Source organism: Empedobacter falsenii (genome assembly GCF_019308355.1).
GTDB lineage: Bacteria > Bacteroidota > Bacteroidia > Flavobacteriales > Weeksellaceae > Empedobacter > Empedobacter falsenii_B.
In genome coordinates, this window is sequence record NZ_JAAGKM010000006.1 from 41,949 (window position 1) to 64,076 (window position 22,128).

At 30.4% G+C, this 22,128-nt stretch carries 20 protein-coding genes; 7 read left to right on the forward strand and 13 right to left on the reverse strand.

Annotated features, from left to right (window positions below; translation table 11 throughout):
• Positions 1-16: 16 nt before the first annotated feature.
• Positions 17-445: a SufE family protein gene (locus tag G0Q09_RS04375; protein WP_219034091.1), complete on the reverse strand. Its 429-nt coding sequence runs from the start codon at positions 443-445 to the stop codon at positions 17-19.
• A gap of 111 nt (positions 446-556) precedes the next feature.
• Between G0Q09_RS04375 and G0Q09_RS04380 the strand changes: the two genes are divergently transcribed.
• The 4 genes from G0Q09_RS04380 to G0Q09_RS04395 all read left to right on the forward strand — a co-directional run bounded on the left by G0Q09_RS04380 (position 557) and on the right by G0Q09_RS04395 (position 4,839).
• The gene (locus G0Q09_RS04380) at positions 557-1,429 is read left to right on the forward strand and encodes a diacylglycerol/lipid kinase family protein (RefSeq protein ID WP_219034092.1); all 873 of its coding nucleotides are present in this window, start codon (positions 557-559) and stop codon (positions 1,427-1,429) included.
• A gap of 155 nt (positions 1,430-1,584) precedes the next feature.
• Positions 1,585-2,538, forward strand: a complete 954-nt coding sequence (locus tag G0Q09_RS04385; RefSeq protein ID WP_219034093.1) for a 2-hydroxyacid dehydrogenase — start codon at positions 1,585-1,587, stop codon at positions 2,536-2,538.
• Positions 2,539-2,878: 340 nt separating this feature from the next.
• Positions 2,879-3,592 (forward strand): pirin family protein, encoded by a 714-nt coding sequence (locus G0Q09_RS04390; RefSeq protein ID WP_114998600.1) that lies wholly within the window; start codon positions 2,879-2,881, stop codon positions 3,590-3,592.
• A gap of 155 nt (positions 3,593-3,747) precedes the next feature.
• Positions 3,748-4,839 carry a hypothetical protein gene (locus G0Q09_RS04395; protein WP_219034094.1) on the forward strand — a complete coding sequence of 364 codons (1,092 nt, stop codon included), beginning with the start codon at positions 3,748-3,750 and terminating at the stop codon, positions 4,837-4,839.
• A 71-nt stretch (positions 4,840-4,910) separates the two neighbouring features.
• Here G0Q09_RS04395 and G0Q09_RS04400 read toward each other — a convergent pair whose 3' ends face one another.
• From G0Q09_RS04400 to G0Q09_RS04440, 9 genes are all read right to left on the reverse strand, one after another.
• Positions 4,911-5,591 carry a YiaD family glycine zipper/OmpA-like lipoprotein gene (locus tag G0Q09_RS04400; protein ID WP_125349117.1) on the reverse strand — a complete coding sequence of 227 codons (681 nt, stop codon included), beginning with the start codon at positions 5,589-5,591 and terminating at the stop codon, positions 4,911-4,913.
• Between the two features lie 26 nt (positions 5,592-5,617).
• A complete protein-coding gene (locus G0Q09_RS04405) occupies positions 5,618-6,133 on the reverse strand; it encodes a lipocalin family protein (RefSeq protein ID WP_038336217.1) in 516 nt (171 codons plus the stop codon).
• 126 nt (positions 6,134-6,259) lie between these two features.
• Positions 6,260-7,153, reverse strand: a complete 894-nt coding sequence (locus tag G0Q09_RS04410; protein WP_125349119.1) for a class I SAM-dependent methyltransferase — start codon at positions 7,151-7,153, stop codon at positions 6,260-6,262.
• 1 nt (position 7,154) lies between these two features.
• A complete protein-coding gene (gene mnmG, locus G0Q09_RS04415) occupies positions 7,155-9,026 on the reverse strand; it encodes a tRNA uridine-5-carboxymethylaminomethyl(34) synthesis enzyme MnmG (protein WP_219034095.1) in 1,872 nt (623 codons plus the stop codon).
• Positions 9,027-9,080: 54 nt separating this feature from the next.
• Complete coding sequence (gene ybeY, locus G0Q09_RS04420) at positions 9,081-9,506, reverse strand: rRNA maturation RNase YbeY (RefSeq protein ID WP_219034096.1); 426 nt, start codon at positions 9,504-9,506, stop codon at positions 9,081-9,083.
• 4 nt (positions 9,507-9,510) lie between these two features.
• Positions 9,511-11,715: a patatin-like phospholipase family protein gene (locus G0Q09_RS04425; protein WP_219034097.1), complete on the reverse strand. Its 2,205-nt coding sequence runs from the start codon at positions 11,713-11,715 to the stop codon at positions 9,511-9,513.
• A gap of 66 nt (positions 11,716-11,781) precedes the next feature.
• Positions 11,782-12,060 carry a DUF7683 domain-containing protein gene (locus G0Q09_RS04430; RefSeq protein ID WP_114998585.1) on the reverse strand — a complete coding sequence of 93 codons (279 nt, stop codon included), beginning with the start codon at positions 12,058-12,060 and terminating at the stop codon, positions 11,782-11,784.
• A 56-nt stretch (positions 12,061-12,116) separates the two neighbouring features.
• Positions 12,117-14,582 carry a bifunctional UDP-N-acetylmuramoyl-tripeptide:D-alanyl-D-alanine ligase/alanine racemase gene (locus G0Q09_RS04435; RefSeq protein ID WP_219034098.1) on the reverse strand — a complete coding sequence of 822 codons (2,466 nt, stop codon included), beginning with the start codon at positions 14,580-14,582 and terminating at the stop codon, positions 12,117-12,119.
• Positions 14,569-15,165, reverse strand: coding sequence for a thymidine kinase (locus tag G0Q09_RS04440; RefSeq protein WP_219034099.1), 597 nt, complete (start codon positions 15,163-15,165; stop codon positions 14,569-14,571). The genes G0Q09_RS04435 and G0Q09_RS04440 overlap by 14 nt, the downstream gene beginning before the upstream one ends.
• Positions 15,166-15,312: 147 nt before the next feature.
• On the opposite strand from G0Q09_RS04440, the gene G0Q09_RS04445 reads away from it, so the two are divergent.
• Both G0Q09_RS04445 and G0Q09_RS04450 read left to right on the forward strand, forming a co-directional pair.
• On the forward strand, positions 15,313-15,879 hold the full coding sequence (locus G0Q09_RS04445; RefSeq protein ID WP_219034100.1) for a hypothetical protein: 567 nt from the start codon (positions 15,313-15,315) through the stop codon (positions 15,877-15,879).
• Positions 15,880-15,938: 59 nt separating this feature from the next.
• Positions 15,939-17,330: an exopolysaccharide biosynthesis polyprenyl glycosylphosphotransferase gene (locus G0Q09_RS04450; RefSeq protein WP_257468061.1), complete on the forward strand. Its 1,392-nt coding sequence runs from the start codon at positions 15,939-15,941 to the stop codon at positions 17,328-17,330.
• A 16-nt stretch (positions 17,331-17,346) separates the two neighbouring features.
• On the opposite strand, the gene G0Q09_RS15175 is transcribed toward G0Q09_RS04450, so the two are convergent.
• A complete protein-coding gene (locus G0Q09_RS15175; protein WP_371875728.1) occupies positions 17,347-18,642 on the reverse strand; it encodes an O-antigen ligase family protein in 1,296 nt (431 codons plus the stop codon).
• Positions 18,643-19,728 (reverse strand): DUF1972 domain-containing protein, encoded by a 1,086-nt coding sequence (locus G0Q09_RS04460; protein WP_219034103.1) that lies wholly within the window; start codon positions 19,726-19,728, stop codon positions 18,643-18,645.
• Between the two features lie 101 nt (positions 19,729-19,829).
• Here G0Q09_RS04460 and G0Q09_RS04465 point away from each other — a divergent pair, with 101 nt between their 5' ends.
• Positions 19,830-20,930 carry a glycosyltransferase family 4 protein gene (locus G0Q09_RS04465; protein WP_171622941.1) on the forward strand — a complete coding sequence of 367 codons (1,101 nt, stop codon included), beginning with the start codon at positions 19,830-19,832 and terminating at the stop codon, positions 20,928-20,930.
• On the opposite strand, the gene G0Q09_RS04470 is transcribed toward G0Q09_RS04465, so the two are convergent.
• On the reverse strand, positions 20,882-22,054 hold the full coding sequence (locus tag G0Q09_RS04470; RefSeq protein WP_171622942.1) for an O-antigen ligase family protein: 1,173 nt from the start codon (positions 22,052-22,054) through the stop codon (positions 20,882-20,884). The genes G0Q09_RS04465 and G0Q09_RS04470 overlap by 49 nt on opposite strands.
• Positions 22,055-22,128: the final 74 nt, after the last annotated feature.

Consider the following 22,128-nt stretch of genomic DNA (forward strand, 5'->3'; position numbering starts at 1 on the left):
TGATTAGATGATGTGTCTAACTATTATTTTGTTTTGATTGAAATGCAATCGCATAAAATTTGAATTGTTTTATCATCGCTAATAATCCATTTGCACGAGTTGGTGATAAAAATTCTGATAAACCAATTTCGTTGATAAAATCTGTATCCGATTCTAAAATATCTTTTGGCGTTTGATGATTATACATTCTCACCAATAGTGCGGCAATTCCTTTTGGTAAAATAGCATTAGAATCAGCTTTAAATTCGATTGTATTACCATCCAATTCTGCATCTAACCAAACAGAAGATTGACAACCTTTTATGATTTTATCATCTGTTTTTGCTTCTTCTGGTAAATTATTTAAGCTTTTTCCTAACTCGATCAAATATTCGTAGCGTTGTTCCCAATCATCAAAAAATGAGAATTCGTCTACTATTTCGTTTTGAATTTCTTTAATTTTCATACTACAAAGTTAGAAAGTTTTTGATAGTTTTTCCTCAAAAAAAGACGTTAAATAGCTTGATTCTTTTAGATTTCTTATTTTTGTGTTTTGATAAATTTCAATTCCCAAAAAATGAAGTACACTTTCATTGTTAATCCAAATTCTGGAAACGCAAAACACGATATTTCGCTCGATTTTTTACAATCTAAATTTGATTCTTCAGACGAAATCGTTTTGAAAGAAACTGCTTATCAATTTCATGCAAAAGAATTGGTGAAGGAGGCGATTGCAGAAAATTCGGATGTTATTGTAGCATGTGGTGGTGATGGGACAATCAATGAAGTGGCGAGTGCTTTGGTGAAAAAAAATATTCCGTTGGGAATAATTCCTGCTGGATCTGGAAATGGTTTGGCAACAAATCTTAATATTCCGAAAGATGCTAACAAAGCGATTGAAATTATCAAATCAAATGCTATTCACAAAATTGATGTTGGTAGAGTAGAGGACAAGTATTTTTTTAGCAATTTAGGTTTTGGGATTGATGCAGAAGTCATCAAAACGTATGAAGAAAATCAAAAGCGTACGATTACTGGATATGTTGATGCTTCTGTGAAAACCTTGTTGAATTATCAATCTAAATTGTTTCGTCTTTATATAGATGATGTAATTATCGAGAAGAGTTTTTATTATCTTTTCTGTTCTAATTCTAACATTGCTGGTTATGGGATCTCTTTTACACCCAAAGCTGATTTGTCTGATGGTGAATTGGATTTATTGATGATAGAAGATTTAGATGTTTTCGAGCAGTTTTATTTTTCGGTATTGGTTTTAGCCAAAAAGATTGATTTTTTGAACAAAGCAAAGTATCGAAAAGTTAAGAAATTTAAGATTGAAAGTTTAGATCATAATCCGATTACGTATCAGCTTGATGGAGAGATTCATAATACCGATTCACTTCAAGTAAAAGTTAAGGTATTACCAAATGCTTTAAAAATCATTTTTTAAACTTCAATTATTATTTAATTAGCAATATAAATTATACATTTTCAATAAATTAAAATATTATTAACGTAGTTATAAACGATTTGTTTGTAACCAATTTTATCTTCAATTTTATAATAATACTTGCATTCGTTGTAACTTTGATTAAAATTTTTGCAATGAATACGCCTTATAAAATTTTAGCAATCGATTCTAATCATGAATGTCTGAATAATGGACTTCGCGAAGCGGGTTTTATTGTTGATGAAGATTATACTTCGCCCAAAGAAATCATCGAACAAAAGATCAATGAATATGATGGAATGATTGTAAGGAGTAGATTTCCAATTGATAAAGATTTTTTGGCAAAAGCAACGAATTTAAAGTTTATTGGTAGAGTAGGGGCAGGCTTGGAGAATATTGACGAAGAGTTTGCAGCAGAAAATAACATTGTTTTATTTAATTCACCCGAAGGAAACCGTGATTCTGTTGGTGAACATGCGATTGGTATGTTGTTGATGTTGATGCATCATTTGCGTAGAGCTGATAACGAAGTTCGTAATGGAATTTGGAAACGCGAAGAAAATCGTGGAGATGAATTGAAAGGAAAAACGGTTGGAATTATTGGTTACGGAAACATGGGAAATGCTTTTGCGAGACGCTTACAAGGCTTTGAAGTCAATGTGATTTGCTATGATATTTTGCCAAACAAAGGAAATGAATTTGCGAAACAAGTTTCGTTAGAAGAATTTTTTGAGCAAGCTGATGTTGTAAGTTTACATACGCCACAAACGCCGGAAACGATGCAAATGATTAATGCAGAATTTATTTCTAACTTCAAAAAACCATTTTATTTTGTGAATACAGCTCGTGGAAAATCTGTTGTAACAAAAGATTTGGTCGAAGCAATGAAAACAGGAAAAATTTTAGGCGCTGCTTTAGATGTTTTAGAATTTGAAAAATCGAGTTTCGAGAAATTAGTTGCATCTGAATTACCAGAAGAATTTCAGTATTTAATTCAAGCGGATAATGTTGTCTTGGCACCACATATTGCTGGTTGGACACATCAAAGTAAAGTGAAATTAGCAGAATTTATCCGTGATAAAATAATTGATTGGAAGAATAATCAGTAAAATGATTAATTGATATAAACTAAAAAGGTTCCGAAACTTCGGAACCTTTTTTCATTTTGTAAGTTTTTTGTAAACTTTATACAAAATAACTGCTACTATAATAACAAGAACGATTTGGAGTAGAATCCAAAGTATAACATTAAATGTTGATTCGCCTGAAATTGATAGCATATATATGTCTCATGTGTTAACTGAATGCTAAAATATAAATTATTTTTAACATTTTGTTAATAATTTAAAAAAAGTTTTATTCATCTTCTAGGTGTGTTAATTGATAACTTATCACATGTCAATAGATAAGTTTTTTTTGCACCCTAAATTTGTATAAAAATAAATTACTATGAATTACCAAATATTTAAATCAGAATCAAGAGGTGGAGGAAATCACGGATGGTTAGACTCTAAACATTCTTACAGTTTTGCAAATTATTACGATCCAGCTCGTATTCATTTTGGAGCTTTGCGTGTCGTAAATGATGATATAATTACCGGAGGAATGGGATTTGGAAAACATCCTCATGATAATATGGAGATTATTACAATTCCTACAAAAGGAGGAATTTCTCACGAAGATTCAATGGGAACTGGTTCTGTAATTGAGTCTGGGGATGTACAAGTAATGAGCGCTGGTACGGGAGTTTTTCATAGTGAAATGAATGCTTATGAAAACCAAGAAGGACATTTTTTTCAGATTTGGATTATTCCAAATAAAATGAATGTTGAGCCTCGTTATCAACAAATTTCTGTTCGTGAAGTAGCAAAAGAAAATGAATTATATCAAGTTCTTTCTCCAAATGCAGATGATCAAGGAGTTTGGATTCATCAAGATGCATGGATTTTTTTAGGAAATTATACAGAAGATAAACAAGAAACATACAAAGTACAAAAAGAAGGAAATGGTGTTTTCTTTATGGTTGTGGAAGGAGAAGTTGAATTTGATGGAAACAAATTAGGACGAAGAGATGTCATCGAGATTAAAGATACAAACGAGTTTTCGTTTAATGTAGCAAAAGATTCTCGCTTGATGTTAATCGAAGTTCCTATGGATATTTAGAATTTTTTTCAAGTTTTAGTTGTTTTATATATAGAGCAGATTTCAGAAATGGAATTTGCTTTTTTTTTGTTAAAAAAATACCATTATCAACACAAGTATTTAGTATATTTACTGCTTATATAACTTTAACTCAAAACGTACTTAATCTAAACTATATGAAACGTTTATTCATCATTGCTTCTTTCGCTTTAATGATTATCAGTTGTAAAAATGATAACATTGAAATTGATTCTACATCTGTACAAACTTTTAGTGAAACGGTAGACAAAATTTCGAAGGCTTTGCCTGTTATGCAACAAGATAAATTTAAGGAAGCTTTACAGATTATTTTCGAGTACAACACAAGTCAATCAATGGATAATGAAGCGCGTTGGGGAATTGTGCGTACGTTGTTAGATGGAAAAACGGTAGATGAGGTTTTTGATATTGCTGAAAAAGTCGCGTTACAAAATAAATTTACATGGAATAGAAATCAAGTTCCTTTGGTGAATGGAATTCCAAAATCAGGTGCAATTGAAACTGTAGAAACGCCTGCTGAACCGACTTCTAATGTACAACGTTTCGATTTTAGTTTAAAACAAGATGATACAGGAATCTCAATTTCTCCTTTTTTCTACAATGCACAAGGAGAGGAAATTCAGTTGGATAAAGCTGTAACGGCAACGATAGAAGTGTTTAATTCAGGTAGTATTGTGTACACATTTCGTTCTACAATTGATCCAAATTCTATGGATGATTTGTACAGAAAAAATACAATTAATATTAAATATTCGTCATTAGATGCTTCTAAAATTAAGAGTGATCGATTAGATATTTTGGTTCGAATTCCGAATTCTGAACGATATTTAACGAATCGTAAAGCGATAAAAGTTCCGTTGAATTTAGTTGGTGCTGCTGAGGTTGTAGATTCTCTTTTGGTTGAAAGTACGCCTGCACATGTAAGTAAAGAAGCTGGAATGGTAAAATCTCTTTCGAATCGTTTTATGACAAATTTATCAAAGAAAAATTATTCTGGTGCTTTTGCGTTGACAAGAAGTGGCGAATGGAATACTTTCCAAAAATTTTCTTCTGATGAATCAATTAAGAATTTAGAGCAAGCAACAATTAATGATGCAAAAGTTTTGGATGCGGATGAAAAAGTAGCTTTGGTAGAAGTGCAAGCGAACTTAAAAGATCAATCATCTAAGACGTATCAAGTGACTTTAGAAAAGATCAATAATAAATGGTTTGTGGTTAATTTTAAATAATTCTCAAACTTATTAAACATAAAAAAAGCGTTCAGATTCTGAACGCTTTTCTTGTTTTATATTGAAATGAATTATTGTCCGTTAGCTTCTTTAGCAGCGTCCGCTTTCATTTTTTCGTTAGCTGTAATAGTAACTTCTACACGTCTATTTTTAGCACGACCTTCAGCAGTACTATTATCTGCAATTGGATCTTCTATACCTTTTCCAGTAGATGTTAGACGAGAAGATGCAATTCCTTTCGAAATTAAATAATCTTTTACAGATTGTGCTCTTTGTTCAGAAAGTGGTTTATTATAAGATTGAGAACCTACATTATCTGTATACCCAATAACTAAAAGATCTGTATCAGGATATTCTTTAAAAACTTCAATTAATTTATCTAAGTTTGCTTTTGCAGTACTTGTTAATGAAGATTTATTGTAATCAAAAGTAACTTTAGAGTTTTCATCTAAAATTAAATTAATTCCTTCTTCAGTTCTTACAACTTCTGCACCTGGTAAAACTTGCTCAATTTTTTGCGCTTGTTTATCCATGTTGTTACCAATAACACCACCAGCAGCTCCACCAACAGCAGCACCAATTAACGCACCTCCAGCACCTTTACCAATAAGCCCTCCTAAAACTCCACCGGCAACAACTCCAATTCCTGCACCTTTTTGTGTGTTATTAGCATTTTGTACAGCTGTACATGAAGAAAACATAAAAGATCCTCCTAAAACTATAGCTGCTACTTTAGTATTTATTTTTTTCATAATTTCTAAGTTTTTTAAATTGTTGATTAACGTACGAAGTTATAAATCACTTGAGCAATTTTTCCGTTTGCATTGATATCTTGTACCAATTTCATCGAATTTGCATCAACATAATCTACACGCATTTTATATCCTGCTGTATTTTGTTTCGCTTTGATTCCTGTAACATCTTTGAAGATGAAATAAGTTGTAGAACCATCTTGTTGTAAATCCCAAATAATGTTAGCCGTTCCTGAAGGACAATCTCCACCTGCATTATTGAAAGTGTAAGTTCCTTTTTTGTTGTTTTGAACCAAGTTCCAAGTAGAACCTTCATAACATTCTGGATTTGCTGTGTCAAAAACTTTCGCAACTGCATCAGTAATTTTTACATTACCTTGTACCTCGTTTGTTGTTAAACCTTGGTAGTCTACATTTGTCAAAGTCCATGCACCTCTTACTTCTTTACCTGTTTGTATTTCTTGTTTTGCAACGGTTGTAGATGCACAAGAAGTTAAAAATGCTGAAGCGCATATCCCAAATAATAAAATACTTTTTTTCATAGCTATTTATTTTATCTATTATTAATCTTAAAAAACGGCTTTTATAAATTAGATTTAATAAAGTTTTAGAAAAAAAACGATTCCTAATACGTCTGATTAGATAATCATTCTTTAAAAACGCTTATTTTAATTTTCAGCTTTAATAATATAGATTAAAGACGAATATTGACCTGTTTTTTTAGCTTGAGTATTAGACTTCAAACCAATTCTAAGCGCATTGATAAAACCTAACTTATTACCTTTATATTTTTCAGATAGTAGACTCACATAAAATGAATCTAATTTCATCGGGTGGATAGATTCAATTTTCATGCCAAAGTTGCTAAATAACTTTCGCATGCTGGTTTCTGTGAAATGCCATAAATGACGAGGTACATCATAAGCTGCCCAATGTTCACCATAATATTTAGCATCATACGATTGGTGGTTTGGAACAGCTATTACTAAGATACCACTTTTTGTTAAATGTTTCTTTAGTTCTGTAATTATTTCTTTAAGATTAGGAATGTGTTCTAAAACATGCCACAAGGTAATCACATCATACTTTTCTGTATTCTGTTCTAATTCTGTAGAAGTAACTTTTTCGATTCCTACTTTTGATTGAGCAATTCGTCTTGCCGAATCATTTGGCTCCATTCCCAAAACATCGTAACCATTTTTTTGTAGATGCTCTAAAAAATCTCCAACGCCGCAACCATAATCTAGAATCTTTTTACCATTGCCAATTTTATTAATCAATTCTAATTTATTATTTAGATTGATTGATTTTGCCATTTGATAAAAACGTTCGAAAATAGATTTCTTTCCATCGGTATGGGAAATGTAATTTTTACTTTCGTAATACTTTCCCAAATTTTCGATAGGTTGGGGGAGAGTATACAAAACTTCAGTTTCTGAATCTTCGTAAATTTCGAACTTTTCTTTTGTTAAAAAATAATCTTTTAAATCTAATTTCTTAATACCAGAAAATCCTTCTTTTGAAGGATTTTCTTGAGATGTTTCACGTGGAACATTTTCCATATTATCTTCCCATGTAAATTAATAATACACTAATATCTGCTGGTGATACACCACTAATTCTTGATGCTTGTGCTACCGTTGCAGGTTTTATTTTTGTTAATTTTTGACGAGCTTCTATCGACATCGAACCAAAGACATGATAATCGATGTCAGCCGGAATTTTTAGATTTTCCAAACGATGCAATTTATCTGCATTCTGTTGTTCTTTCTTAATATAACCTTTGTATTTGATCTGAATTTCTGTTTGTTCTAATTCTTCTTGATCGTATTCATTTGTTTCAATAAATTCTTTTACACGATCTAATTTCGTAAAATCAGAAAGTTTTAACTCAGGACGAGAAATAACCGAAATCATTTTGTTTGGTTGTTTCAAAGGTGTTCCTTCGCGCTCTTCAATTACATCATTTATTTCTTGTGGCTTGATGGAATTTTCTTCGAAATAATTAACAAGTTTTTCAGCTTTGTCAAATTTTTCTTCCATTCTTCTCAAACGATCTTCTGAAGCTAAACCAAGTTCAAAACTTTTTCTTGTCAAACGTTCATCCGCATTATCTTGTCTCAATAAGATACGATATTCTGCACGAGACGTAAACATACGATAAGGTTCTTCTGTACCTTTTGTAATCAAATCGTCGATTAAAACTCCTATATAAGCTTCGTTACGATTTAAGATAAATGGATCTTTTCCTTGAATTTTTAACACAGCATTTATACCCGCCATTAAACCTTGAGAAGCAGCTTCTTCATAACCTGTTGTTCCGTTAATTTGACCAGCGCAATATAAGTTATCAATTAACTTAGTTTCTAGCGTATGTTTTAACTGTGTTGGTGGAAAATAATCGTATTCGATGGCGTAACCTGGACGTAAAATTTTTGCATTTTCAAAACCAGGAACAGAACGTAAAGCTCTTGCTTGAATATCATCTGGCAAAGATGTTGAGAATCCATTTATGTAGAATTCCATCGTGTGCCAACCTTCCGGTTCAGCAAAAATCTGATGACGATCTTTGTCTGCAAAACGATTAATTTTATCTTCGATAGATGGACAATATCTTGGTCCTGTCGATTTAATTGTTCCGTTAAACATTGGAGAACGATCAAAGCCTTCACGCAATAAATCATGAACTTCTTGATTGGTATAAGTAATCCAACAAGAACGTTGTTTCGTTAATTTTTGTGTATTTGTATATGAGAATTTTGAAGGATTTTTATCACCTGGTTGCTCAACCATTTTCGTATAATCGATAGAACGACCATCTACACGTGGAGGAGTTCCTGTTTTCATTCGTCCAGCTTCGAAACCTAAATCAACTAATTGTTCCGTAATTCCGAAAGCAGCAGATTCTCCCATGCGTCCACCTCCAAATTGTTTTTCTCCAATATGAATTAAACCATTCAAAAAAGTACCATTTGTAAGTACAACAGACTTAGAACGAATTTTCATTCCCATGGCTGTAATTACTCCGCAAACTTTACCATTTTCGATGATTAAATTTTTTACCATATCTTGAAAGAAGTCAACATTCTCTGTTCTCTCTAAAGATAAACGCCATTCTTCTGCAAAACGCATACGGTCTGATTGCGCACGTGGCGACCACATCGCTGGACCTTTTGATTGATTCAACATTTTGAATTGAATCGCAGTTTTGTCGGTAATAATACCTGAGTATCCGCCTAAAGCGTCAATCTCGCGAACAATTTGCCCTTTCGCAATTCCACCCATAGCAGGATTACAAGACATTTGTCCGATTGTTTGTAAGTTCATTGTAACAAGAAGCGTTTTTGCTCCTAAATTGGCTGCTGCCGCTGTTGCTTCTGCACCTGCGTGACCACCACCAACTACAATTACATCATATTCTGATTGAAATATCATTTGATTTGTAAACTTATTTTTCTTGTTAAAATAATAAATGTTCCACGTGGAACATTATTGATTTAGATAGCTACTAAACGTTTCTAAATATTGATTTTCTTTAGCAGTCATTAATTCTTTGTCATCTGGTTCTTTGTCCATATAACCAGCAAAATGTAATATCCCATGGATAACAACGCGAGCTAATTCGTTTTCAAAAGAAACATTATTTTGCTCAGCATTATCTTTGATTCGTTCGACGCTAATAAAAATATCACCCATCAATTTATCTTCAATAGAATTATCGAAACCAATAACATCTGTGTAATAATCGTGTTCTAAATATTGTCGATTAATTTGAAGTAAGTATTCATCATCACAGAAAATATAGTTTAAATCTTCTATTGTTTTCCTTTCATTCTTCATACTCTCTACGATCCAATCTATCCAAGTTTGAGCATCTTTTAGCTCAAAATCTGTTTCGTAAAATAATTCTATCATTGTTCTAAAACCAGTAACCTAAACTTAAATTAAATAATCCTTTTTTTGTGTAAGGCGAATAACTCCAAATAAAATTTAAAGGACCTAATGGACTATCGTAGCCATAGGTAATGCCGTACCCAAGATATTTGTAATCTGTTAAACTCAATTGCTCAAATCTATCTGTGATATTTGCTATATTCATAAATAGACTTGTGTAATGATTTTTCAAAATTCTAGCTTGAATATGGGATCCAAACATTAATTGATTATCACCAATCGCAGAACCAAAAGGAAGCCCATAAAACTTAGTGTAATTGAAAAAATCTTGTTCAACATAACCTCCGATATAAAACTTCTGAGGCATTGTTACATTATCGTTGAAAAAGGTTCCAAAGTTAGCAGTAAATCTGTAACTTAGGAAATTATTTAACGGAAAATTTGCCTCTAAACTTGATTCTAACAAATAGTTATTTTCAAACCCAGTTACATTAGAATCAAATAAATACTTGAAACTTCCATCAAATTTTAAACCACTACGCGCAAAATTTGCATTATTTCGATTATCTGCTTTGATATATCCATACGCTTTCCAATAATAACCTTCGGATTTTGCTGGAAATTCCTCATTAGAAGCAATAAAATTATTCGTGAAAACTTTTGTGTATTGATGCTCTAATCCAACGCCAATAGCAAATTTTTCTTTGATAGTCGATTGAATGTAGATTTGATTGATGTATTCTCTAAAGTTATAATTTACTTTTTTGTAGATATTATCCTGGCCAAAGAAGTTTCTTAGATCAATTTCTTTATCAAAATAATGTGAAAAAGAGTTGAAGCCGATACTTGGAAGATATCCATTATCAATGAAAAAATTGATGTTATATCGCGCATAATCACCAACCACAACATCAGCAGAAAGCACCGAGTTTTTGACAAATAAATTCTTTGAAGTGAAGTTTAAAAGTAATCCTGTTTTAAATAAATCATCGTAATGTAATCCAAATCGGATAGATTGTTTGGTCTTATTTTCTTGAACTTTTAACGTTAATAAATTTTCTTCATCGTTAATTTCTGAGATTTTATACGTGATATTATTGAAGTTTCCAGAAGCATATAGTTTCGAAATTCCAGCTTTTAAATCATCATATTTTATAATTTCAGGAGTACGAATTCTTAGCTTACCTTCGATATAATTTGTGTTGAAATTTTTCAATCCTTCAACTTCGATTTCTTTGACCAAAACATAATCATCAAGTTTGATTTCGTTTCGAGTTTTGTTCGAAGCATGCTGTTTTTTTGCAATTTCTTTGAGTTGATCATACACTTTTTCTGAAGCAATAAGTCCGCGATTATAAATAGAATCTACTTCGTCAAAACTCGTGACAGCATATTCTTTTAACTCTGGTTTAATCAATAAATCGACTAATTTCTTTTGTTCATTTGTTTTTTTAACGATGCTCATCGTCATAATTTGACTCAAAATATCAATCGCTGAATTGAGGTCTTCACCCTTTTGCAAACCATCTCCAAGCTCAACTCCGATAATGATATCGGCACCCATTTCTTTTACTTCTTTGACAGGGAAATTATTGACAACGCCGCCATCAACATAAATTTTTCCGTCAATTGTAACAGGATCCAACATGGTAGGATAAGCGCCAGAAGCTAAAATTACGCGAGGTAAAAATCCTGAACGAAACACTTTTTCTTCACCAGTTTCGAGATTTGTTCCAATGCAAACAAATGGTGTGGGAAGTTGATTGAAATCGTCGATATTGTGAACTGGGCGTAGTAGATATGTTAATAAATCTAATGGACCTTGCCCTTTAGAAAAAGCATTTGGAATGGTTAGTTTGAACTTATCAAAAGGTAATTCTAAGATATACTTTTCTTTGTATGCTTTTTCAAAAAAAGGAATTTCTGCACGTTCTTTATTTTGTGAAATCAAAGAAGAAATATCCAGTTGATACATGATTTTTTGAAGTTCATCGGGAGTATAACCAGCCGCATATAACCCGCCGATAATCGCTCCCATACTTGTTCCTCCAACATAGTCAATCTTAATTCCAGCTTCTTCTATTTTCTTTAAAGCACCAACATGTGCATAACCTTTTGCGCCACCACCACTCAATACAACACCAACTTTTAATCGTGTGGAATCATTCTTCGTTTCTTGTGCAAAAGAAATCGATGAAAAGAGTATTACGAAAGTGAAAAATCTACGCATGAATTGATCTAAATTGAGGAATAAAGATAGCAATTTTGAATCTAAGTTGTAGAATTGATACTTTAACTATTCAACATTATTTTCATAACAACTTAAATGATATGAAAATTTCGAAAAGTCGGGAAAAAAAGCTTTATTTACTTTTAGAAAAGGCTTTAATTTTTCTATTTGTGAAGCAGAAAGTGGATATGAATCATAAATTTCTGTTGGATAATCGTCGTCATATAAGATGAAATTATCTAAATGGTTTAAGATTTGTTCAGTAGATATCTCTAATTCAAATTCATTGTTTAATGAATCATCAGAATTATTATACTCTTCAATTAATCTAATTATTTTATCCATTTATTTTTTTGAAAAATACAAAAAAAGAGCTACTTTTCAGTAACTCTTTCTGTATATTATTCTTTGTAATAAACGCGTTTTATTCGTTGGGAAACCGAAGTCAAGACTTCATAAGGAATTGTTCCTAACCATTCGGTAACGTCAGCAATTGTTGGTGAATCACCAAAAATAGTCACTTCATCACCTTCTTTACATGGAATATCGGTAACATCAACCATCATCATATCCATACAAATGGTTCCGGTAATTGTAGCTAAATGTCCATTGATACCAACTTTTCCTATTCCATAACCAAGCGAACGACGAATACCGTCTGCATAACCAACAGGTAATGTTGCAATTTTGGTATGACGCTCCGCTGTAAAACGACGACCATAACTTACAGTTTCGCCTTTTTCAATCTCAGAAATCTGAGAAATTACCGTTTTGAAACGCACAACAGGTTTCAAATATTTCTCCATAAAATCGGTATATTCAGAGTAGCCATACATCCCGATTCCTAAGCGAACCATGTCATATTGATGCTCTCCATATGCTACAATTCCAGGAGAATTTAACGCATGTTTGATTGGTTTTATGTTTAATGCAGTTGTAATTGCCGCATAACTGTTATCAAAACGATTCAATTGGTATCTTGCATAATCTTCCTCCTCAGGCATATCAGCAGTTGCTAAATGCGTGAAAATTGAACGAACATAGACATGTGAATTATCTTTTAGAATGGCAATTAGCTCTTCGAAATCATCTTCATGAAAACCAAGACGATTCATACCTGTTTCCATTTTTAGGTGAATTGGATAAGGCGAAGAAATCTGTTTTTCTTGTAGTTTCTGAATAAATAGTTTCAAGACGCGCAAACTATAGATCTCCGGCTCCAACTGATAATCGATAACCGTAGAATAACTACTTTGTTCCGGATTCATCACGATGATTGGAACGGTAATTCCAGCTTCGCGCAATTCTTTTCCTTCATCTGCAATCGCTACGCCCAAGAAATCGACACCGTTATTTTGTAAGGTATTTGCCACCTCAAAACTTCCCGTTCCATAACTGTTCGCTTTCACCATGCACATCAATTTTGTGGTAGGTTTTAGCAACGAACGGTACACATTTATATTCTCGATAAGGTGTTGTAAATTAATTTCGAGAACAGAATCGTTGGAACGTGTTTCTAATTCATTCGAGATTTTTTCTAATTTGAACGGACGAGCACCTTTTAATAAAATAGCTTCGTTGTCGACATTTTGATGTTTGAACTGTTCTAAGAATTCTTCAGTCGAATTAAATGAACGAACATACGATTGAAACAAATTTTTGAACTGCGAAATTTTTTCACCAATCAAAACGATTTCATCAAAATGATAAGGATTCACTAAATCGGCAGCTTGTTGATATAAATCGTGGTCAGATAAGTTACTTTGTAAAATATCTGTCAACACTAACGATTTTTTGTCGCGTGGTTGTTGATTTAACACATTTAAACCAATTTTTAATGAATTTAGATCAGAATTGAAGGTATCATTAATTAAAATTGAATGATTAATCGCTTCTTTAATTTCCAAACGCATTTCGATTGGTAGAAGTTGACTAAATTCGTTTTTAAGTTGTTTATAATCAATATTTAAACTAATTAAAGTTGTTAAGCAAATTAAACTATTTTTAATCGAAGCATCATCGATAAAAGGAATCGAATAGGTGAATTCTTCTTGATTATGTAAAATAGAAATTTGTGTATTAGTTTGATTACTTTGTATTTGCTTGATTTGTACAGTGGCAGAATTGGAGTAACCATATGTATATTTATCTATTTGTGCTAAATGAGCGTTTTCAAGAATAGCTTGATGTACTTTTTCATTTTCGATATTGAAAACTAATTTATCAACATGAGAAAATAGTTTCAGTTTTTCTTGAATCAATTCATCTTGATTTTTGAAATTCTCTAAATGCGCTTCTCCGATTTTTGTCAACACACCAATTGTAGGTTGAATAATTTCTTCGAGATTTTGCATTTCATTTGGCATCGAAATTCCAGCTTCGAAAATACCCAAATCGTTTTTCTCTTCCATTTGCAAAACAGAAAGTGCTGCTCCGAATTGAGAATTGTAACTTTTTGGACTACGAACAATCGAGAATTTTTTCCATAACAATTGATTCAACCATTCTTTAACAATCGTTTTTCCATTGGAACCGGTAATTCCGATCACAGGAAAATGAAATTGTTTGCGATGAATTTTTGCCCAATTTTGTAAAGCAAGTAGTGGATTTTCGACCTCGATAAAATTTGCATGAGGCAAATTTGTCAACGCTTTTTCCACGACAAAATTTCGAATTCCTCTTTGATAAGCGTCTTGCAAATACAAATGCCCGTCTTTTTGGTTTCCGTGAAAAGCAAAGAAAATTCCGTGAGTTGGATTGACAATCATGCGCGAATCAAAGAAAATTTGATCGATGATTTCGTCTCCATTTCCAATCAAAGTACCGTTGATGATACTTGCAATTTGATTTAGATTATAAGTTTTCAACTTTGTGTTTGTTATGTTCTTCCCAGAAAGCAACTCGGCTTAATGGTTCGTATTCTAGTACTTCGCCAAGCTCTACAAGGCGATCACTGTCAATTTTTCGGTGCGAATAATTGGCTAAATTTCCTGTACGAACGCAGATTGCATGCACTTTTGTTACATACTCGGCAGTCGCCATTAAATTGGGCATTGGACCAAAAGGACGACCTTTGAAATCCATATCCAAACCAGCAACAATAACGCGTTTGCCTTCATTCGCCAATTGATTGGCTACGTCTACAATACCGTCATCAAAAAATTGTGCCTCATCAATTCCTACCACATCGCAATCATCAGCCAATAATAAAATTGCTGAAGAATATTCAACCGGCGTTGATGTAATAGAATTTTGATTGTGCGAAACGACTTCTCGGTCAGCATAACGCGTATCTACCGTAGGTTTGAAGATTTCGACACGTTGCTTGGCAAATTCGGCACGTTTTAGACGGCGTATAAGTTCTTCGGTTTTACCAGAAAACATTGAGCCACAGATGACTTCTATCCATCCACTTTTTTTGTTATGATTAAAGGTATTTTCGAGGAACATAGTTCAAATAATTTAGATTAAAATATGAGAACAAATTTACGGAATAAATTAGTTGGGAAATGTAAAAAATATAAATAAAGCTGATTGTATAACAAATGGAAAAGTTTTGCGTTTTATCAACAAAACAATCCAATTATTGTATTAAGTATGAAAAAAATTTTATTAAGCACTTTATTAATTTCTTTGTTTTTAACATTATCTTCTTGTGGTGACAAAAAAGGAGGAAGAAATGATTTGTCAGAAACTGAAGAAGTAGAAAAAGATTCGACAAAAGGTTTAGTAGTAACATTAGAAGGGGTATTTCCTACAAATGATACTTATCAATTGTTTTATTCTAATTCTGATCAATTTGATGAGAAAAAATCTCTTCATATTCCAGTTTTTGGTCAACAAGTGTTACAGAAAATTGTTTTTGAAATTCCAGATGGAGCAAAACCAAGTTTTATTCGCATTGATTTAGGATCAAATCCAGCACAAACTTCAGCTACTATTAAAGAAGTTAATTTTAGATTTAATGAAAATGAATTTAAAATAGAGAATAAAGATGTAGTTGGAAAGTTCTTTGCTAATAACCCAAGTATTGAATATAATCCAGTTACTTTATCATTTAATTTAAAAATAGATCAGAACAATGTTTATGATCCGTTCATCATTAGTAATGATGAATTAAAAAAATCTTTAAATAAATTATATAGTTCAGAATCTGCTAAATAATTTAAAATAAAGATACTATGTATAGAAAAAGAAACTGGTTTTTGTATTTTGTACCACAAATGTTTGATTTCATTTGTGTAATCAGTTTTTTTCTCATATTTGTTCGGCTTCAGTATATATATTTTTACCCCAAAGAGCATCTTCCTTTGATGCATATACCTTCTTATATAGAAGTTTTTGAAGCACATTACAAAGCATTGATATTATTATTAATTTCGTGGTTTGTTATTGCTCAAAACATAAAATTATATGAAGACTCTAGGAAAACGAAACTAATCAAAAATATAAAAAGAGTTTTTCTTCAATTGATTTATTTTTCAATCATTTTATTTGCAATTTCTGGATTGAAAGAGTATGATCTGATGTCATTTTACTTGGGATTAATTTACATTTCAATACTCTTAGTTTTAATGATTAGTTTTCGATTGTTTATGTTTTTTTATAAACGATCTAGACATAAATCTGGTGAAGATTTGATGAATATTTTGATTGTTGATGAGAATATTAATACTAAAAAATTTGTCGAAATTATTGAATTAAGAAAAGAGCTTGGATTTAAACTTTCGGGTAATTTTTCTTACGGAACTAAATTTTATTTGAAAAATGATAGACTTTTCTATGATAATGAAGATGTAGAAGATTTTATTGTAGAAAATGATATTCATCAAATTTTTATTTCTCAATTTGGTACAATTGATAAAAATGTTTACCGTAAAATATCAATTTTAGCAGAACAAAATCATATTGAGTTAAACTATATTCCATATTCTATTTATAATAATTTTACAAATTTGAAAATAGACTATATTGATACATTACCGATATTAGAAGTAAAGAGATTTCCATTGGATTTATCATATAATCAATTTGTTAAATTTTGTTTTGATAAAGTTTTTGCATTATTTATCTGTATATTTATTTTGAGTTGGTTAATACCGGTTATTTCCATTTTTGTTTTATTGGATTCTAAAGGACCTATATTTTTTATACAGAAAAGAAATGGACTAAATGGGAATGAATTTGATTGTATTAAGTTTAGGACAATGCGTCAATCTAAATTAAATTCTATAAAAGCGACTGTTCGTAATGATGCTAGAATTACGAAGGTAGGTTCTTTTCTTAGAAAAACTTCTTTAGATGAAATGCCACAATTTATAAATGTATTATTAGGTGATATGTCTATTGTTGGCCCTCGCCCTCATATGATTTCTCAAGATAGTTATTATAAAGAAATTATAGAAAAATATAACTTGAGACATTATGTAAAACCAGGTATTACAGGTCTTTCTCAAGTAAAAGGTTATCGAGGAGCTATTGATTCTGATGAGGACATGGAAAAACGTATTAGAACAGATGTATATTACGTGCGCAATTGGTCGTATTTATTAGATATACAAATTATTTATCAAACCATTATGTTAGTGATAAAAGGAGACGAAAACGCAATTTAAAATAAACAAAAATCACTCAAATTTGGATTGAAGTGATTTTTTTATTTTGATTCGTTCTGTGAAAAATACAATACAATAATATGAAAAATACAATACCTCTTTGTCTATGAAATAGAGATTCTGTAAACATAATTGAGGTTGTTAGAATCGCATAAAATAGAAAGACAAAATCATTATATTTTAACGCTTTTATCCAATTGTAACTAACCATCAGCATTAATAATATCAATCCAAAAATACCCAATTCTGCAAAAGATTGTATGTATTGGTTATGAAAATTTAATGTACCATAATAGTCAACTAAATGATTTTCTTGTTGTTTTTGTACAATTTTACCCTGTCCAGCAGAAGCTCCAAAACCTTTCCAAAATATAGGGTATTCATTCAAAAACTCTTTGAATAATCGAGCTTGATACAATCGAAAAGCAGTTCCATTAAAATAATATTCTGGTCCAAAATCTTTTTGTTCCCAAGCATTTTTTAGAGAAACATTAATAATTCCATTTTCAAGTGTTTCATTTTGAGTTGTATTTTGAATTTCTAAATCAAATCGTTCTTTTATTTTAGAACTCAATGGAATCATTAATAAGATAAATGCACCACTAATAATGATGATGTTTTTCTTTTTGAAGATAGATTTTGTATAGAAGAAACTAAGCAAAGTAGCTAACAATGTAATGACAATTACATTTTTAGATGACAATAAAATTAAGAAAGAAAAGAGTAAAATTACACTAACAATATCATACCATTTTTTATTTTTTTTGATAAATAGATTGATGAATGCAAAGGAGATAAACAATGATATATAAATGGCATTTACCTCTAATGTGACTAAATCGTGGTAAAAAAAATGATGTGATTCTCCGGTTATAATAAATCGATAAAATGCTCTACATAGATAAAAAATAGTGGCAATGACCATTAAATAGCTATAATTATTAAAAATTGTTTCCCTTTTTGTACGATTAAATTTTGGTAAAAAAGAAAATAGGAGAGGCAATGCAATAAAGAAAAGTCCTTTCGAGAGATACTTAATTGTTTCTTTAATCTCTATTGTCCATATTAATGATATTACACAAAGTAAATAATATAAAACAGGAATTAACAAGGCAAAAGAAAATTTGAAATAAAGCTGTTTATAATTTAATAGCGTTAGTACAAAGAACAAACCGAATGTAATATTAATAAATGCAAATGGTAAAGGCAATGAAGCTAATAGTAATGAAATACTTATTGTATGTAAAAAGCTTATGTTGGAAGAGTATTTATTTATTATTGATAACATTTGCGATATGCTATATTTTGACATTTATTCAACTTCTTTAAGTAAATTATAATATTTCTGATTAATAATATTCCAACTAAATTCTGTAGAAATTGCTGTTCTATTTTGATTAATTTTTTCCAATTCATTTTTCTTTTCTAAATTGTTATATAATTCTTTTACATGATTTGCATTAGAAAAGTAAAATGCATTTTCTTTTAGAACACCTTTGTTAAATTCGTTATCATTTGCACAAATTAGACAATTAGAAGCCATGGCTTCTAACAGAGATGGATTTGTCCCTCCTACAGAATGTCCATGAAAATATAAACGTGAATAATAACGAATATTGTTTAATTCATCAAAATTATAAATTCCTCCTGTAAAAATAATGTTAGAAAAGGCTTTATACTTTTCTTTCAAGAATTCTCCGTAAGGTGTTTCATGCTTTCCAATAACTAAAAAAGTTTCTTTTTTTGAAGAAGAAGTTACTCCATCAAGAATCATTTCAAGATTATTTTCAGGCTCAAATCGTGCAATTAAAAGACTGTATTTTTCTTTTTCGATGTTATATTTTTTTAGAATAGCTTCATCTGGATTTGTAAAGTTATCTGCACCATAAGCAATATAAGTAGAACTTTTATTGTACTTATTTTTCAGATACGTTTGTATACCTAAAGAATCTGCTATTAAATGATCAGAATGTATAGCGCCTAATTTTTCAGCATATTTTAAGAAATTTTGAACTTTTTTCGAATATTTACTTCGCTTCCATTCTAAACCATCCATATTGGTTACAATTTTCGCTTTTTTAGGCATTAACCACCACCAAATAGTACTACTTGTATAACCTAACTGTAAAATAATATCAAAACTTCGTTTACGAGCGTCTAAAATACAATTCAAATCATATATAAACTGTCCTGCTGTTCCCATTTTATCTTCAGGATCTTTGCAGTGAATTAATTTAACTCCGTTAAAAGTATTTTTTTTATACGGGTGTAAAGAAGAGTTGTAAACATAAACATCTTCTCCTTGATTGGCTAAATAAACAGCAAAAAATTCTGCAAATTGTTCAAATCCACCGTGATAATTTGGAATTCCTCTTGTTCCTAAAATGGCAATTTTCATAAATGATGTATATTCGAATCTAAAATATTCTAAATTCTTTATAATAAACGTATTTGAAAATAGTTTATTGAAAGAAGTAGTACTTTTATTGAAATTTATTTATGAAAATATTTGTTGACGCCTATTTGTTGAATAAAGAATACCAAGGAACAAGGACATATATTGTAGAGCTTTACAAAGAGGTAGCTAAAAAAAGAAAGGATATTCTGATAACTTTTGGAGTTATAGATGTTACACCTGAGATTGAAAATGAGTTTGCAGAATTTGACAATATATTTTTATACAAATTTGAAGAAAAAAATCGATGGAAAAGAATGTTTGGAGAATTACCGAAACTATCTTTATCATATGATTATATGCATTTTCAATACATCATACCATTTAGAAAGTTGAATAAAAACTGTCGATATATCAACACAATTCATGATATTCTTTTTATAGATTATCCAAATCAATTTCCTTTATTGTATAGAATTTCAAGAACAATTTTATTTAAATGGAGTGCAAAAAAAACAGATATTTTATTGACGGTTTCTAATTATTCTAAAAGACAAATTGCTAAACATTTTCATTTATCAGAACAGAAAATTTTTGTTACAACAAATGGCGTAAACGAAAAATTTTTAGAAAATTATGATAAAACTAATATAGAAGATAAAATTTCAAAAAAATATGGATTGAAAAATTTTATCTTGTATGTGAGTAGAGTAGAACCACGTAAAAATCAACTACAACTGTTGCAATTGTTTTCTAATAACCCATCTATTTACGAAAATTTTACAATAGTGTTTGTTGGAAAAAAATCATTAGAATCTAATTCTTTAGATGAATATTATGATAAAATCCCTGAAGAAATAAAAAATAAGGTGGTTTACATTGAACAAATTCCGCAAGAAGATTTGATTGATTTTTACAGAAGCGCCTCTTTCTTTATTTATCCATCTCTTTATGAGGGGTTTGGTATTCCACCAATAGAAGCTGCAGCTGCAAAAATTCCTGTTTTGTGTAATAACATGACCGCTATGAATGATTTTACCTTTTTTAAACCATATTTAATCAATTTTGAAGACAAAAATATTCAACAATGCTTTGATGATTTCATTTTGAATAATCAATCAAATGTAGAAAAAATAAAATCTGAAATAGAAGTCAATTATGCTTGGTCAACTTCTGCAGATGACTTTTTATTTGCATTAAAATAGAAGAAAAGTAAACATCCTAAAATAATAATCATATTATCTTTTTGATTGTATATACCAGTTATTGTAAGTGTTGTAAAAAAATAAATAATAGCTAAAACAGAAATAAACTTTGCTTCGAATGTGTTGTTTTTTTGAGCAACCCAATAAAGTCTGAAAATAAAAAATAAGTAAGCAATTAATGCAAAAACACCTAATTTGTAAAGGATAAATGTGTAGCCATTATGCGTATGAGAAATATATTTCATTCCTTTTTTAGTACCATCTAAAGGAGCATGAAATTTGAGATTAACTAGAGAACCAAATCCATTACCAAAAATGATAGTCTCAGGTTTACTTTCGATTAATTGTATTGATCTTAAGGCTTCGTAAGCACGCCAATGATCCCAAAGCTTTCGATGATCATCTATCCTAACTTTTGATTGATAAATTTCGGACTGACTCATTTTAATTTTAAACAAAAAGCCGTCGAATCCTTTTGCATTTCTGTTAATAGGAGTATTATTTAGATAGTAAAATAAGCCTATAACTGAAAAGAATAATGCAATAATAACTGTAAGATTAAATTTGTTTAATCGAGTTAATCCTAATGCTCCTAGCGATACTAAAATAACTATAATGAACATTAATCGGGAGAAATATAAAAAGATTGAAAAGCTTAGAATACAGAATATAATAATACTTAATAGCTTATTGTTAGTAAATGATTTTTTGAAAAAATAATGATAAAATAGTAAGAAAACAAAGCTAAAACATTCAATAAAATTATCTCTTGTTATTTCTCTCATTGAAGAAACGCTTCTTAAATCAGATGTAATAAAAACTATAGAGAAGTGAATTAAGGCACAAGCTACACCTAAGTAAATGATTACTTTAGCAAAATAAGAAGTATTATCAATTTTTCTTGCATATAAATATCCTAAGATTATTCCCAAAATTGGCTTAAGGAAGAAAATAAAATCTTTAATAATATCAATAAAAGAATAGTCATAGATTAAAGTACCAACAAAGCCCAATAAGACAAAACTTAATAGAAATCCTATAATTTTTATGAATTTCGTATGTAATACAATTTTTTCTGTAATTATATATTGTATTAACAGAATAAGCTCTAAAACAAAGATCATTTTATACGACCCAATATATAGTTGAATTAATATGAGTAATATAAGTAGAATAGAATAATATTTTTGTTTAGAAA